At 66.2% G+C, this 16,116-nt stretch carries 7 protein-coding genes; 4 read left to right on the top strand and 3 right to left on the bottom strand.

From position 1 onward, the window contains the following. Positions 1-105 precede the first annotated feature (105 nt). Entirely contained in the window at positions 106-8,802 is an 8,697-nt protein-coding gene (locus ACTWQC_RS24835; RefSeq protein WP_443318056.1) for a golvesin C-terminal-like domain-containing protein, read from the bottom strand. Between the two features lie 482 nt (positions 8,803-9,284). On the opposite strand from ACTWQC_RS24835, the gene ACTWQC_RS24840 reads away from it, so the two are divergent. Then, on the top strand, positions 9,285-9,932 hold the full coding sequence (locus tag ACTWQC_RS24840; RefSeq protein ID WP_443318008.1) for a hypothetical protein: 648 nt from the start codon (positions 9,285-9,287) through the stop codon (positions 9,930-9,932). A gap of 331 nt (positions 9,933-10,263) precedes the next feature. Here ACTWQC_RS24840 and ACTWQC_RS24845 read toward each other — a convergent pair whose 3' ends face one another. Then, positions 10,264-10,560 (bottom strand): hypothetical protein, encoded by a 297-nt coding sequence (locus ACTWQC_RS24845; protein ID WP_443318009.1) that lies wholly within the window; start codon positions 10,558-10,560, stop codon positions 10,264-10,266. Between the two features lie 163 nt (positions 10,561-10,723). Between ACTWQC_RS24845 and ACTWQC_RS24850 the strand changes: the two genes are divergently transcribed. From ACTWQC_RS24850 to ACTWQC_RS24860, 3 genes are all read left to right on the top strand, one after another. Beyond that, the gene (locus ACTWQC_RS24850) at positions 10,724-11,593 is read left to right on the top strand and encodes a YihY/virulence factor BrkB family protein (protein ID WP_443318010.1); all 870 of its coding nucleotides are present in this window, start codon (positions 10,724-10,726) and stop codon (positions 11,591-11,593) included. Positions 11,594-11,809: 216 nt separating this feature from the next. Next, complete coding sequence (locus ACTWQC_RS24855; protein ID WP_443318011.1) at positions 11,810-14,149, top strand: molybdopterin oxidoreductase family protein; 2,340 nt, start codon at positions 11,810-11,812, stop codon at positions 14,147-14,149. A 2-nt stretch (positions 14,150-14,151) separates the two neighbouring features. Next, the gene (locus ACTWQC_RS24860; RefSeq protein ID WP_443318012.1) at positions 14,152-14,679 is read left to right on the top strand and encodes a hypothetical protein; all 528 of its coding nucleotides are present in this window, start codon (positions 14,152-14,154) and stop codon (positions 14,677-14,679) included. A 119-nt stretch (positions 14,680-14,798) separates the two neighbouring features. Here the strand turns inward: ACTWQC_RS24860 and ku are convergent, their stop codons facing one another. Then, positions 14,799-15,851 carry a non-homologous end joining protein Ku gene (ku, locus tag ACTWQC_RS24865; protein WP_443318013.1) on the bottom strand — a complete coding sequence of 351 codons (1,053 nt, stop codon included), beginning with the start codon at positions 15,849-15,851 and terminating at the stop codon, positions 14,799-14,801. Between the last annotated feature and the right edge of the window lie 265 nt (positions 15,852-16,116).

Genomic DNA, 16,116 nt, shown 5'->3' on the forward strand with positions numbered 1-16,116 from the left:
ACCCCTTTTCGGTCAATGCACGAATCCTAGCACTCAAAGATGCGGGCCCGCCTGATACCGGAATCGGGATCAGGCGGGCTCAGGCCTCTCTTAGCGCATCAGGAGTTAGGCGCAGTAGCCAGACGACGGGTCACAGGCTGTCCCGTCGCCATTGATTCCGACGACCTCGGAGTATCCACCGGTTTGCGAATCGTCTTGGAACATCCACGCATTTTGCATATCAACCGCGTTCCAAAATCCGTACCTGTAGGCGAGAACACTGAAGTCCGCAATCTGCAGCACGGCCAGGGCACCACCCGCAGCGTTCGCGGCGTTCGCCCCGGATCTGGGAATCGAGGGATTGGCCTTCCGGATCGCCCCGAGATTCTTCTCCAGCGGATCGTCGTTCACCCAGACTCTGGAATCAGGCGCATTGAGGTGCGGTGACCTGCCACCACCCGTCTGGTTCACTCGCCAGCCGGTGCCATGCCGACCGCCCGGCTGCCACTTGATCATGCCATTCCCCTGGGTCCAGACCTCCTGTCCCGTCCTGCCCTTCCGCACGTTGTACTGCTGGAACTTGAAGCCTGTCTTGCGCTGCCCCTTAGTTGGGATCTCAAGTTTCCATCCATCGGGCAAGACCCCGTCCCACCGGGTGAAGAACTCATCCGGCGTCATTCCCTTCAGCACGTTGGGATTGTCCAGAACGGCCCGCAGGGAGAACTGACCTTTTGTGGAGACCTGGGAATCCAGCAGAGCCATCGGCGGATGCGATGCGCCCCTGTCACCGCACATCAGGAGAACCATCGGGCATTCCGCAGTCTGCGTAGATTCCGAGCTCGAGCCGGGGTCCTTGCTGGGCTGGTACGTGCCGTAGGTGCCATTGCTGCCGGAGCAGTAGTTGGGGTAGCAGCTCTCGTGCCCATCGAGTTCGATGAATGTGGTGGGATTCCCGCCGGTGAAGGCGTATCGGTTGCCCGTCAGCGGGTCGGTGCCGAGGTTCATGTCGGCGAGGGCGCCGTTGTACATGTCCCGGGTGGTGAAGCGGTTCAGGCCCGGGTTGTAGTCGCGGAAGCCCATGTCGTAGGTGCCGCTGTTGACGTCCCAGCGCTTCGAGTTGAAGCGGTACGGGTTGTACGCCTCCTTCGTCGGGTCAGCGGCGTCCGGCTTGTCGATGCCGGTGAACTCGGACTTGTCGTCGTTGCCGTACGCGGTGTAGCCGTAGGTGGCTTTGGTGTCGCCGCCGGCCGTGGTCAGGGTTTCGACGTCCGTGTGGCTGTTGTAGCCGTAGTAGCCGTCTTCCTTGGTGCCGTCGGTGTTGTGCTTGATCTGCGACAGCCGCTCGCCCCAGGGGCTGTACTGGTAGGACTTGGTGACCTTGCCCGCGACCTCTTCGTCCAACACCTCGCCGGACAGGCCGAGGTAATCGAAGTTGGTGGTCTTCTCACCCGCAGCGCCGGCGTTGTCCGTCTTGGTTGCGGTGCGGTCGAACGGGTCGAAGGTGTACTTCGTCGTCTTCGTGCCCCCGGTGTCGGTGAGCTTGGTGTGCTGCACCACGTGGTCGAAGCCGTCGTAGGTGTTGCGCTCGATGACCTGGTCGCCGCCGGTCACCGACTCGAGCCGACCGAAGGGGTCGTAGTTGTACTTGGCGGACGATCCACCGGCGTCCGCCGACAGCAGCCGGTTGCGGTCGTAGGTGTACGTGGACGTGATGTCCTTGACCGTCTGCCTGATGACGTTCGCATTGTCGTCGTGGACGTACGTCTCCGTCCCCGCGCCATTTCCGGTCTTGACCGATTTAGCCAGACGGTTGGCCGGGTCGTAGGTGTAGTCCGTGGTCGAGGAGAGGTACGCCGCGTGGTTGTCGGCGTTCATCTTCTTCGCAACGTCCTGCGCCTTGTTGCCGTTCGGGTCGTAGGCGTAGGTGTGCTCGCTGACCAGGGTGGCGTTGGGCTTCTTCTCCACCTGCGTCTTGAGCTGACCATCGAGGAAGTAGGTGTGGTCGACGGTGTTGCCGTTGCCCTTGACCTCCCGCAGCTTCTGGCCGCGGTCGGTGTAGGTGTAGGTCGTGGCCTTCGGGCTGGTGTCGGTCGGGCTGGCACCCACGCTCACCTTGGACACCAGGTCACGCGGGTCGTAGGTGTACTCGCTGTACTGGTCCGGGTTGGTCAGCGTCTTGGTCAGGCCGTTGGCGTCATAGGTGTAGGACGTGGTCTCCTTCACCAATCCCGTGGCCAGCTCCTCGACCTTCTGCACCTGGTTCAGGCCGGTGTAGCCGACCTTGTAGGCGTCGATCCTGGCGCCGGAGGAGCTGTCGGCGATGTCGGTGAGGTTGGCGTTGGCGTCGTAGGTGTAGGAGAAGGTGCGCTTCTCGGTGTCGACTTCCCCCGTGGTGTCACGCACCAGCTTGATGCCGTCGGCCACGACCACCCCGCCGCTGTTCTGCGCGAGCGTGACCTTGTGGCTGTTGCCCTTGGCAAAGGTGTACGAGCCGAGTGAAGTCCACGTGCCGGTGTTCTTCGTCTGGTCGACGGTCCTATCGGTGGTGGTGTCACCGGTCAGCGACTTGTGCGCGATCGTGTACTTCGCTGCAGTGGCCGCGCCGGTCACCGACGGGTACTTGGCGTAGACCGTGTAGGTGCCGTCGGCCGGGACGTTCAGCTTCCAGGTGAAGGTGTCCGTACCCGTGCCCGCCGCGTGCTTGTGATGGTCATAGCCCTGCTGACCGGACGCGCTGCCCTTGGTCCACGTGCCCGTGGTGGAGGTGTTCTGCGAATCGGAGTTGTCGACCAGCACCACGTGCTTGCCGACCGGGACGCCGTCGTCCGAGCGGGACTTCAGCTTGCCGTCGGGGTAGTACGACCAGCCCATCGTCCGGTCCGAGGAGCCGCCCGCCGAGGTCAGGGTACGCGTGGTCTGCTTGCCGATCTCGTTGTAGTCGTAGGTGGCGACAATGTCCCACGGGTCAGTGGACGACTGCACCCACCCGTTGTCGAAGTAGGTGTAGGCGGTGTCGTTGCGGACAGTCTGGCCCTCGGACGGCGGCAGAGAGGTCTTGGAGACCCGGCCCACCGCGTCGTAGGACGTCTGGGTGTAGACGTTCGGGCTGTTGTAGCGGGTGTCGTTCGGGTCGTACGGCTGGAACTGCTTGACCGGGCGGTTCAGCGCGTCGTACTCGGTCCGGGAGGCAAAATCCTCCGTATTCGCGGTCTCCACACCGCGCGGGGTGATCACCTTCGTGGCGTTGCCGACCTGGTCGTATTCGTACTTCGTCGTCCGGTAGGTGATCGTCGAAGTGCCCGAGTGCGGGACCTTGACCTCGGTCTGCTTGCCGCGCTCGTCGTAGGAGATGAGGGTCTTGTTGCCCTCCTGGTCCGTGCTGGAGACGACGAGGGAATCCTTGTCGTACGTCCGCGAGGTTGTCTTGCCCGCCGCATCCGTGACCGTCGTGACCCGGTGGTTCAGGTCGTAGTCGGTCTTGGTGGTGAAGTCGGTGGTGTCAGCGGTGGCGTTCTTCTTCGGGTCGACGACCTTGATCGGGTTGCCGACGCTGTCGTAGCTGTAGGAGATCTTGTCGCCGGCCGCGTTGACCACGTCCGTGAGCTGGTAGATCGCGTCGTAGGTGTTGGCGGTCGTGTAGTCGTTCGGATCGGCGGTGGTCAGGTTGCCCTTGGGCTCGACCGTCTTGAGCAGGTTGCCGACCTTGTCGTAGCTGTACGAGGTCTTGCGATCGGCCGAGGTGGCGGTGTCCTTCGGGGCCGTGGCCTCGGTGATCTGGTCGGCCTTGTCGTACACGGCCGTGGAGACTGCGCCGTTGGGTGCCGTCGCCTTGGTGACGTTGTCGTTGGCGTCGTACTCCGGCGCCGGAGTGGTGATCAGCACGCCCGCGTTCTGGTCCTTGGGCACCGTGCTGACCAGCGGACGGCCGAAGTAGTCGTACGTCTGCGTGGTCTTCTTGACCAGCGCGTCGGTGACCTCGGTGACCTGACCGCGCTCGTCGTAGACGTATGAGGTGGGCTTGCCCAGCGCATCGGTGATCGTCGCCGGGTAGCCGGTGGGGCCGAAGTTGCTGTTGGTGGTCGGGTTGCCGTTGGCGTCCGTCGCCTTCGTCAGCCGGCCGTAGACGTCGTAGTCGTACTTGGTGGTGTAGTCGTCCGCCGTCGTCGTCGCGACACCCTTGGGGTCGGTGACGGTCTTCAGGTTGCCGAAGGTGTCATAGCCGAACTGCCAGGTGCGACCCGCGGGAGAGGTCTTCTTGAAGAGGTCCGCGGAGTAGCCGTCCAGACGGGTCTGGTATTCGAGCTTCGTCGGGTTGGGATAGGTGGCGGAGTTGGCCGGGTCGCAGTAGTCGGTGGGGTTGAATGCCGCGGGTGCCCACGACTTGGTCGTCTCGGCGTCCCACTGGCGTAGCGGGTAGCCGGTCTTCTGGTCGTAGCAGTACGCGGTTTTGGCGCCGTTGGCCTCTTCCAGATACGTGACGTTGTTGTCCGTGTCCCAGCTCATCTTGGTGTCCTGGGACTTGGCGTTGGTGACCTGGACCGGGCGGCCGTAGTCATCCGTCACATGGGTAGAGGCGTGCGCTTCGGCGTCGGTGACCTTGGTGTCGACGAACTCGGCGTTGTTCGCGTTGACCGTGTACAGGAAGTTGGTGTTGCCACCCAGACGGTCGGTGATGGTCTTGGTCCACCAGTGGTACTTCGGATCGTCGGCCGGGGGCTGGTTGTACGCCAGGTCGGTGGAGTTGCCCCGGGGGTCGGTGGCCTTCACCAGCTTGACGTTCTTCATGCCCTGGGTGGCGTCGTAGGTGAACTTGAACACCTTCGGCTGCGAGGAGTCCTCACCGTCGGTGAACCGGCCGAGCAGGCCCTCGGTCGTGTAGTAGAAGTTGATCTTCCGGCCGGAGATGTCCGTGACGGACTTGATGTGGTCGGAGATCTTGGGGTTGTTCAGGTTGGTGCCGCTGACCTTGGCGCCCGTGGCGTCGATGTACTCGTAGGTGGCGTCACCCTTGGTGTAGTACGCAACCGTCAGGGACTGGCGGCCGGCCGGGTCGGTGATGTACTTGAGGAACTTGGTCGGCTTGTTGTTGGACTTGCGCTCCTCGTAGGTGAACGTCTGCGTGTTGCCGTTCTTGTCGAGGACCGACGTCAGATAGCCGTCGCAGCCGAAGAGGAAGCGTGTGCCGTCGGGCCTGGTGAGCGTCCAGGCGTCCGGCACCGGGTCCTTTGCCGGGGTGCAGTCCAGACCGGTCTTCGGGCCCAGCTTGAAGTGGACGCCCGCCGGGGCCTTCCATGACCCGTCCGCCTGCTTGCGGAAGATGTGGGTGGTTCCGTCGCCGTCCGGGAGCTTGATCTCGGTCGGGTTCGACTTCGGGTGGAGCTCCAGCGGAGCGCCGAGCCGCAGCGGTCCCGCCGCCTGGCCCGACCAACCGTGGCCGAGCACCGTGTCAGAGGTGTCCAGCGAGTTGTACGCGACGCGGAAGAAGGTGTTCAGGCCCCGGCCGGGGTTGGTGAAAGCGTTGTAGGACCAGACACTGTTGCCCGAGGCGAGGTTGTTCATCACTGTGGAGCCGGCGCCGGTGTTCTTGCCCGCGTAGGAGTAGAACTTCTCCAGGCCGAGCTGGTTGGAGGTCGTCTCCTCCACCGCCACGTTCTGCTTCAGCGGCGGGATGCCGCCCGTACCGGCCGACAGCCAACTGCCGTCGGCGACCTTGCGGACGTCCCAGCCGAGGACGTAGTCCGTGCGCTTGTTGCCCGAGGCCGAGTTGATCGGCGTCTTGACCTGTGCCTGGATGGTGGCGGACTCTCCCGGAGGCAGCGCCGGGATGGCGGTCTTCAGCTGGTTGCCGCCGGTGGTGGCGTCCGTGCCATCGGGCAGCTTCCAGGTGTAGGACAGCTCCCGCTCACCCGCCGCCCACGCCGTATTGGTGGTGTTGGTGACCGTGAACTCGACCGTGTAGGTGGAGTTGGGGGTCATCCTGGCCGGGGTGGTCGGCGCGTAGTACGTGTCCTCGGTCGTGGAGTCGACGTAGATCACGCGCAGCAGTGGGCCGAGCTGGTAGTCGGCAGCCTCCGAGGCCAGGAACAGGGTGCGTTCCTGCGGGCCGGTGGAGGACTCGTCCTTGAGCCTGACCAGGGCGCCCTTGTTGCTGGACGGGGTCTTGATCCAGCCCTGCGTGAGGGAGGTGGCGTCCCACGACTGGCGGCCGACCTCCGAGACCTGCGCGACGGTGCTGGAGACGGTTGGCGAGTAGTCACCGCCTGCCGTGGTCCAGGCGGTGGTGGAGGTGGCGTTGTTCCAGGTGGCGGATGTTTCGGCGAAGTCCCGGGTCAGGCCGCGGAGTTCGTAGATCGCGCCGTTCGTGTCGGTGGTGGTCTCCGCCCCCCACATGAACAGCCGGGATTCCAGCACGGTGGCGGTGGTGGGGATGTCGCCGGTGGCGAACTTCATCGCGGCGCGGGTCTTGCCGTAGGTGGTGGAGTTGTTGCCCACGCTCAGCCACTTCTGGTCAACCCCCCAGGACTGGATGGTGTCCTGGTTGGCGGTCGGCTGGGCAGAGGACAGGGTGGTGTCCGTGACTCCCGCTGTGCCCTGGATGAGCTTCATCGTGCGGCCGGCCTTGGGCACGCCGACGATGCGGGTCGGCGACCCGAGCAGCTGGCCGTCCTCGGTCTTCACCGCGATCTGGTAGTAGTACGACCGCCCGATCTCGCCCGAGGAGCTGTCGGGGGTGGGGGTCGCGGTGGTGTCCGTGTAGGTGGTCGCGGCCTTGTCGATCGGCGCGACCAGGGTGGCCGCAGACGGGGTGAACGCCTGCTGCGTCGAGCGGTGCAGCTGGTACTCGACGATGTTCAGGTCTGCGTCGCCGGTGGTGTTGGAGTACGCCTTCCATGACAGCTCGGGGCCGGTGCCGTGCACGACGGTCGGGGAGTCCAGCGTGGTGCCGACCTTGCCGTAGGTGACGGTCAGCCGCGGGATGGTGGAGGTCTCGCCGCCGTAGTCTCCGTCACCGGCCTCGTAGCGCGGGCCGCCGGTCGGTGTCGTGGAGGAGGTGTCGTTCTTGGCCTGCAGCACGAAGCCGTGGTTGGCGGTGCCGTCGACCCACTTCTGGACGGTGTCGGTGACAGCGAATTTGTGCCACTGGTTGTACTCGCCCGTGTTCTTCACGATCTGGGCGGGATTCACCAGCCGTACCGCGTCCGCGATCACCGCCGAACTGGCCGCCACCCCCGTGTCACCGAGCACCACCTTGTAGGCGCCGCCCTTGTTGAAGTTCAACTGGTTGGTGGAGCCCCCCAGCGACGTCCACACCCCGCCGCTGCCGGCCGACTGGTCGACGGTGTAGTTGCTGGTCGCGCCGCCGGCGGCGGTCACCGTGTAGGGGGCGTTGGTAGCCCGGTTGGCGCCTTGCACATAGTGCGCGTCCACCCGGTAGCTGCCCGTGTCGGGCACCTTGACCGGCCAGGTGAAGGTGTCCCCGGTGATGGAGTCCAGGTTGTAGCGGAAGGTGTCCCCGACAGCATTCGACGTCACACCCGAGGTCGGCCATACCCCCGAGGCCGCAGTCCCCGTGTCCTCGTCGTCGACCTGCACCGTCGTGCCGGACAGCTCACCCACCAGCGAGCTGGTGTTGCTCCAGGTCGCCATCGACTCGCTCCAGGAGCCGGTCGCCCGGTGGGCCTCGATCGTCACATCGTTGCCGTTGGTGGTGTGCGCCTGGTCGAAGTACATCTCCAGCCGCGCCGAGTCGACCTTGGTGCCCGAGGGGATCTCGTCCAGCGGGAACTGGATCAGCGAGCGGGCGATGCCCGTGTCGGTCTTTCCCGCCGACAGCTTCCAGGTGGTGTTGAAGTTGGTCGACGGCTGGTCGGACAGGACCATGACATCCTGCGAGGCGGACGGCGAGGGAGCGATCGTGATCGTCGGATCGATCACCACCGGATAGCTGCGCCCCTTGACCGCAAGCCACTCGGCGTCCGGCGTGACGGTCAGCTTCCAGTTCCTGCCGGCGCGCGTCAGCTTCTGGGTGACCTTGGTGCTGTGAGTCCGCCCGAAGACCGACGTATCGCCCTTCTTGGCATCCGTCATGTACGGCGCCGGGATCACCATCACCGGAGTGCGCGGCAACTCCCCGTACAGGGCGACCGAGCCGTCCTTACGGGCCTTCGGTATCAACCCGTCCGTCTTTAGCGTGAAGGTGAACGAGACCGGCTTGTCCGGGCGCTTCGCCAGGACGATGTTCTCCTTCACGCGGCCCCGGCCCACCACATACTGCAGATCAGCGCCCTGGGCCGCCCCCTTGTATGTCACCGCGGAGCCGTCCGCCTCGGGCTCCAGCGTCCGGCCCGCGCCATCCAGGCCGAGGGTGACGGCGCCGCTGTCGGCCTCGAAGCGGATCAGGCTGTCGCTTCGAGCGCCGAAGTAACTGCGGCCGGTGTTGGCGGCGTTGGCGAGCTCGAAGCCCTTAGCGTCGGTGGGCCGAACGGCAGTGTCGATCGGCTTCCACGACTTCGACTTCACATCCCGGTAGGACATCGGCGCCGCGGACAACTCCGCCTGCACCCGGCCGTCCGACATCTGCCAGAACCGCGCGGTAGGCGTACGCCGGCCCGTCAGCTCCCTGACCCGCCCGGGCTTCGCCTCAGCCTTGCCCCAAGAGGGCTTCTCCCGGTCCGCGATCCCACGTTTCGGATCACCCGGCGGCTTGGCCTCCCCCTCGTCGTCGGAGAACCAGCCCTTGATCGTGTCGACAACGCCCTTGCCCCCATCACCGCCCCCCGGCGCCGGCGCCGCATACGCCACCTGGGGCAGCAAGGTGCCCATCACGGCCGATACGACCAGGCCCGAAAGAAGCCTGCGGTACCGAATCCTCACGTTGCCAACTCCCTCTCCCAGCCTGCTACTGCTTTCGCGCGGGCGAAAGAAAGGGCAGGCCAAATCACCGCTCCGGAAATTCCAGGAGCAGTCAACGGGTGGACCAGCACCACGAATGCGGCGCGACAGCACGGAAAAGCGACCGACGCATCTCCAGGATGAACCCCTGGCCAGGGGGTCCTCCAAGAGAAACGTCCGCACGGTCGAGACAGCTCTCGCGGTCAACGCAGGTTCTATCGCACGGACTTGATGTCACGTCAAGCGGCCGGAGATTTCGGAAACTTAGGTACTCATGCATCCCGACTGCCACCTACACCCGCGAATCACGAAGGGCATACGTCCCTTTTCTTCCGACGCTGGTGAGGGGCGGGTGCCGTCGTGTATAACCCAGCCAGAATTTGCAGGACTCCGGTCTGCACGAGGGGTTTTTCATGGGCAAAGGCATCTCCGGCACCGATACCGCGAGCACGGATTCCCCAGCCGGCGAGGACTCTGACGTGCACTCCCCCGACACCGAAACCTCCGGCGCTCACACCCCGGACACCGCAACTCTCGACGCTGAGGCTCCGGACACCCAAACCCCTGAGACCGGCAGCGACCCTGACGCAGGAGCCGACGCTCGAGACCCGGGTGCGCAGGGCGCGGACCGCCGCGGCGTCGCCCTGGCCGGGGCACTGCTGCTCGCCTGCGGCGGCCTGGTCGCGTACGGCATCCTCACCACCGAGGACGAGCCAAAACCCCGCGCCATCCCCACCGCCGAGGTCACCTATGAGGTACTCGGCAACGGCACGGCGGACATCTCGTATCTGGCGCGCAGCGAGGCCGGCAAGGCCACCGTGGCCACCGGCGTCCAGCTCCCCTGGAAGAAGACGGTCCAGGTCCCGCTCGGCAAGGAACCCATCGTCAGCATCACCCTCGGCAAGAAGAGCGGCCAGGCGAGCTGCACCCTCTCCATCCACGGCAAGCACGTCCAGCGCGCCACCGCCTTCGGCCCCTACGGGCGGGCCACCTGCACCGGCAGCCTCCCCAAGCCTGAGCCCGCCGCCCCGAACGACTCCCCGGCAGCGCCACCGGCCTGACCTGCGCCTTCTGCGAAGCGCTACGCCGACTCCGCCCAGGTGGCACCGGGCACGATCCCGGCCGGATCGCCGTCGATCTCGCGGCGATTACGGCGGTGCCTTGCGTTTCACCGCGCGTGCGGCGGCTACCCGAGGCCGGAGTGAGCGCGCAATGACGGGCGTATGCGCAGCTCACAGCACCAGCCCAGGGGGATGGTGACAGCGATACGCGGGAAGTGCGGCTTCGTCGAATCCGGGGGTTGTGTGCGTCCCCTCCCCCTGGAGAAGTGAGGAACCCATGAGTGGTGAGTCCGCGAATGGGCCTGCCGGCCGTGTCCAGCAGACCGGTCAGTCAGCGACAGAGCAGGCATCGGCTACCGCCGGTCAGGCCAAGCAGGCCGCTGGTGAGGTGGCCGGTACCGCCGTACAGCAGGCCAGGACAGTGGCTGGTGAGGCGCGGCAGCAGGCCGGCACCGTGGTGGGTGATCTGCAGGAGCGCGTGACGGAACAGGTACAGACCCAGACCGAGCGAACGGCAGAGACCCTGCGACAGTGGGCGTGGGCGGATGATCTGGCCGGGCCGGCACAGAACGCGCCCGGCGATTCCCCGGCCCGCAGCCTGGCGGCGCAGGCGGCCGATGGCGGTCACCCCGCGCCCGTACGGCGGCCCGGAGCTTAGGTGGTGAGTCGTGGCGCGAGGCAATCCAGAGGACAGGGGCAATGCACAGGACAACGGAGCGTCCCGGCCGGGGGCGAATGCGCAGCCGCCGGCCGAGAAGCCGACGGATCTGCCCAAGCAGTCCTGGGCAGGAGTGCTCAAACGTACTGTCAAGGAGTTCAAGGGCGACAACCTCACCGACTGGGCTGCCGCTCTGACCTACTACGGGGTGCTGGCGATCTTCCCCGCCCTGCTGGCGCTGGTGTCGATTCTGGGACTGCTGGGCACGGACACCATCAGGCCGTTGATCGACAACCTGGGCAGTATCGCCCCGGGAGCTGCCCGCGACATCCTCACCAGCACCCTGGAGCAGTTGGAAGGCAACCAGGGCCGAGCAAGCATCGCGCTGATCATCGGGATTGTGGTCGCCCTGTGGTCGGCCTCCGGATACATCGCGGCGTTCATGCGCGCCTCCAACGCCGTCTACGACATCGGCGAAGGCCGGCCTGTGTGGAAGACCCTGCCCATCCGCTTCGCCATCACCGTCGTCGTGGTGGTGCTGCTGGCCGCCATCGCGGTGGGCGTGGTGTTCACGGGCACCCTGGCCGAAAGGACCGGGGATATCCTGGGGCTCGGCGACACGGCCGTCACGGTGTGGAACATCGCCAAGTGGCCCGTGATGGTTCTGCTCTTCATGCTGATCATCGCGCTGCTGTACTGGGCGTCCCCGAACGTCAAACGCGGCTTCCGCTGGGTCAGCCCCGGCAGCATCATCGCCGTGCTCATCTGGATCGTCGCCTCCGCCCTCTTCGCGCTGTACGTGGCGAACTTCAGCAGCTACGACAGGACCTACGGCAGCATGGCCGCGGTCATCATCTTCCTCATCTGGATGTGGATCTCCAACATCGCGATCCTGCTCGGCCTGGAGTTCAACGCCGAACTCGAACGCGGCCGTGCCATCGAAACCGGCCACCCACCCGGCGAGGAGCCCTACGTCGAGCCCCGGGATACCCGCAAACTCTGAATCACCACGCCAACCCGGCTCGCCCGCCATGGCGCAGGCCGACGCCTCGAGGGGCCATTGCATGGGCAGTGCGGCCGTCGGCGCCAGGGCCGCCAGTCCCGGGCAAGCCTGGTTTGCGCTCCTCATGCTGCGGGGTACCCGGCCCCTCCGGCGTCCGGCTCCTCAACGGACCGGAGGTCCTGGAACCGTGCTTGCGGGCTGACGGGAGAACGGGAAATGGCCAGCAGGATCGTCGATGTCTGGGGTGATCGGACGCCTTTCGCTCCCGGTGTGCAGTGGCCGGAGCGGGTCGATCAGCACCTGACGCTCGAGGAGTCCCGGATCGAGCGGTGGGTGCAGTCCGCATGCGTGTTGTGCTCCAACGGCTGCGGCCTGGACATTGCCGTCGCCGACGGACGGATCGTCGGCGTACGCGGCAGAGCTCAGGACCGGGTCAATCACGGACGACTGGGTCCGAAAGGCCTGTTCGGCTGGCAGGCCAACAGCTCCGCGGACCGGCTGACCCAGCCCCTGATACGCGTGGAGGGCGAACTGCGGCCCACCGACTGGGACACCGCGATGCAGGCCGTTGTGGCTCGTTCGCAGGAGATCCTTTCGGAACATGGCCCCCTGGCGATGGCCTTCTACACCAGCGGCCAGTTGTTCGCCGAGGAGTACTACGCCCAGACGTTGATCGCCCGCGGCGGCATCGGCACACCGCACCTGGACGGCAACACACGGTTGTGCACGGCGACGGCGGAGTGGGCGCTGGTGGAGAGCTTCGGCAGCGACGGAAACCCCGGATCGTTCTCCGACATCGACGTGTGCGACACGCTGTTCCTCGTCGGACACAACATGGCCGAGACGCAGACGGTGCTGTGGACGCGTCTGCTCGACCGCCTCCAGGGGCCGGACCGTCCGCGCCTGGTCGTCGTCGACCCGCGGAGTACGCCGACGGCCCAGGAAGCGGACGTCCACCTGGCGATCCGGCCTGGCACCAACGTGGCCCTGCTCAACGCGATCCTTCACGAACTGATCGGCCACGACTGGGTCGACACCGCATTCGTGCGTGAGCACACCGTCGGATTCGCGGAGCTCCGGGGGATGGTCGCGGAGTACACACCGGAGAAGGCGGCCGAGATCTGCGGAGTCTCGGCGGACGCCATCCGGCGGGCGGCCAGGATTCTGGGCACCGGGGAGCGCCTGGTGTCGACCGTGTTGCAAGGGGTCTACCAGTCGCACCAGGCGACCGCGGCCGCCGTACAGGTCAACAACATCAACCTGCTGCGGGGCATGATCGGCCGACCGGGCTGCACCGTGTTTCAGATGAACGGCCAGCCGACGGCCGAGAACACGCGGGAGACCGGGGCCAACGGAACGATGCCTGGGTTCCGCAACTGGCAGAACGACGCCCATATGCAGGAGATCGCCGAGGCCTGGAACGTGGATGTCCTGCGCATCCCCCACTGGGGGCCGCCGACGCATGCCATGGAGATGTTCCGCCACTGCGAAAGCGGATCGGTCAAGTTCCTGTGGGTGACCGGGACGAACCCCGCCGTCTCCCTTCCGGAGTTGCACCGCATCCGCTCCATCTACGGACAGGAACGGCTGTTCCTGGTCGTCTCGGACGCTTTCATGACGGAGACCGCCGCGCTTGCCGATGTGGTGCTGCCCGCTGCCCTCTGGGGTGAGAAGACCGGCTGCTTCACCAACGCCGACCGCACCGTTCACCTTTCCGAGAAGGCGGTCGACGCGCCAGGGCAAGCGCGTTCCGACTTCGACATCCTCCTCGACTACGCACGCCGCATGGACCTGCGCGACAAGGACGGAGAGCCGCTGCTGAAGTGGACGGAGCCTGAGCACGCCTGGAATTCCTTCATCACACACACGCGCGGTCGGCCGTGCGACCAGAGCTCACTGACCTACGAGAAGCTGCGCGGCGGCAGCGGGATCACGTGGCCCTGTGCGGAGTACGCGCCGCAGGGAGCCGAGCGGCTTTACGCCGACCACGTCTTCGCCACCCAGGCCGACTACTGCGAGGACTACGGCCACGACCTCATCACCGGCGCACAGAACGAAGCCGACGAATACCGGGCCCATGAACCGGGCGGCCGGGCCCTCATCAAAGCCGCCCCCTATCTACCGCCGCACGAGCCGGTGGATGACGACTTCCCGTTGCAGCTCACAACGGGCCGGAGGGTGTACCACTGGCACACCCGGACCAAGACCGCCAGAGCACCTGAACTGCAGGAAGCAGCCCCGGAGATGTGGGTGGAGCTGCATCCCGACGATGCCGAGCCGCTCGGAATCGTCGACGGTGATCTCGTACGCGTACGCTCCCGCAGAGGTGAGATCGACGCCCCGGCGGTCCTCCGCGGGCACCGGCCGGGCCTGGTGTTCGCACCCTTCCACTACGGCTATTTCGATCAGGCCGACCCCTTCCGGCACACCCGAGCGGCCAACGAGCTCACCCGCACGGAGTGGGACCCCGTATCCAAACAGCCGATCTACAAGGTGACCGCCGTGCGCGTCGAGAAGATCGCGAATGCCCGCGCTGTCGCCCCTGGCAGGTACTGACCATGACCGGAATCGGACCGCTGCTCTCCGAGCTCCACGACGTCGAGAACGCCCTTGCCCACGCGTACCGCAGGGTTGCCGAACGCCAAGCGACCGACCACGGCACCTACTACACGTGCCACACGCTGGCGACCCAGTGCGATGCCCACGCCGAACGCGTACGCGTCATCGCCGAGCACTACGGCCAGGACCTTTCCGAGCCGCGCCGTTCCGAGCTCCTGGCTGCGGCCAGGGATGCCGTATTCCACAAGGCGTCGAAGTTCCTCAGCACCCGGACAGAAACCGGCATCCTCCTGCTGCGCGATCTCCGGCAGCTCTATCTGACGGCCGAGGATGTGAATCTGCACTGGACTGTGCTCGGCCAAGTAGCCCGGGCCGTACGCGACGAGGAGCTCCTTGAGGAGGTCTCCGTTCTCCACGGCCAGACCCTCACGCAGGTCAAGTGGCTGAAGACGCGCCTGAAGGAAGCTGCTCCCCAAGTCCTGGCGGTCGCCGGCCGAGCCAGTGGCAACGGGCCACGACCGGCCTAGGGGTGGTCGGGGCCGGCGGCGGCCGGCGCAAGCCGCCGAGCTCGTCGCGGAGGGCGCCGGGAGCGGTGCGCCCCGCCGCCGCGGCCCGCCTCGTACTGCTGGTCCACGCGCCTCCGTCGCTAGGAGGCACGCCGGCGGCGGCGCGCGCCGGAAGCCCGCGCGACCGCGCGCTGCAGCTCCTGCCGGTTCATGCTGGAGCGGCGGGGGATGTTCGCTTCGGTGGCGCGCTCGTACAACTCGGCCTTGGTCAGCCGGCCGAGGTCGTCGGCGGTCGAGGCCTTCTTCTTCGCTGCGCTCGCCTTGCCCCCGCCGGTCCTGCTCGCGGTTTTCCTGCCGCCGGTTCGCCGGGTGGCACCGCGGGTGGACTTCTTCGTCGCACCGGTCTTGCGGCCTTTCTGTGCCTCGTCGACCGAGGCCTGCAGCGCGGACATCAGGTCGACGACCTTGGTCGACTCCGGCGCCGGCTCGCCCTTCTCCACCGTCTCTCCGGCCCGCTTGGCCTTCACCAGCTCGCGTACGCGCTCCTGAGTGCGGTCGCGGTAGTCGCCGGGATTCCACTCCGCGGTCATAGCCTCGATCAGCTGGGTGGCCATCTGCAGCTCCTTCGGGCTCTCCTTGGAGCCGGAAGGCAGGTTGTCCAGCGTCCGGTGCGGATCGCGTACCTCGTCCGCCCAGTGCAGGGTGTGCATCACGATGACGCCGCCCTCGGCGTGGACGGCGACCAGGTACTCCTTCTGCCGCATCGTGAACGTGGCGATGCCCGCGCGGCCGACCTCCTCGAGGGCGTCGTGCAGGAGCCCGTAGACCTTGCTGTACGCCTTCTCCTTCGGCTGGACGAAGTACGTGGTGTCGAAGTAGATCGGGTCGATCTCCTCGAGATCGACGAAGCGGTCGACGTCGATGCTCTGAGAGCGGCCGGGGGCGATCTCGTCGAGCTCGTCCGGCTCGACGATCACGTACTCGTCGTCCCCGGTGTCGTAGCCCTTGACGATCTTGTCGTACGGGACCTCCTTGCCGGTCCGCTCGTTCACCCGCTTGTTTCGGACCCGGTCGGAAGTGCCCCGTTCCAGCTGGCGGAAGCGGATCGTGTGCGACTCGGTCGCCGTCACCAGCGACACGGGCAGGGTGACCAGCCCGAACGTCAGGGTCCCCGACCACACCGGGCGCGCCATTTCCCTTGCCTCCCACAACCTGTCGAGCAATCTATAAATACACATTTGCACGATTTCATCGGCATACGGGAAATCAGCTACGCCATGCAGCATGGCTCCGTCCGGATGGGTCGCCACCCGACACCCGCACCGTGCCCCGTTTCGCTGGAAGGCCGGCCGGGCACCCGACCCGCGTCTGCGTCAGATGGCACGGCCGTGACCAGGGCTTATGCGGATGCGAGCAGCGGCCCAGGCGTGGGCGCATCCCATGGAAGCAGGCAGACCC

It is taken from the genome of Streptomyces sp. 8N616, assembly GCF_052246385.1.
GTDB lineage: Bacteria > Actinomycetota > Actinomycetes > Streptomycetales > Streptomycetaceae > Streptomyces.

What these genes read in the sequence shown, in the direction of transcription:
- ACTWQC_RS24840 (WP_443318008.1), top strand. Translation starts at nt 9,285, where the DNA reads ATGGGCAAAGGCATCTCCGGCACCGATACCGCGAGCACGGATTCCCCA.
- ku (WP_443318013.1), bottom strand. Translation starts at nt 15,851, where the DNA reads ATGGCGCGCCCGGTGTGGTCGGGGACCCTGACGTTCGGGCTGGTCACC.
- ACTWQC_RS24855 (WP_443318011.1), top strand. Translation starts at nt 11,810, where the DNA reads ATGGCCAGCAGGATCGTCGATGTCTGGGGTGATCGGACGCCTTTCGCT.
- ACTWQC_RS24835 (WP_443318056.1), bottom strand. Translation starts at nt 8,802, where the DNA reads ATGGGCACCTTGCTGCCCCAGGTGGCGTATGCGGCGCCGGCGCCGGGG.
- ACTWQC_RS24860 (WP_443318012.1), top strand. Translation starts at nt 14,152, where the DNA reads ATGACCGGAATCGGACCGCTGCTCTCCGAGCTCCACGACGTCGAGAAC.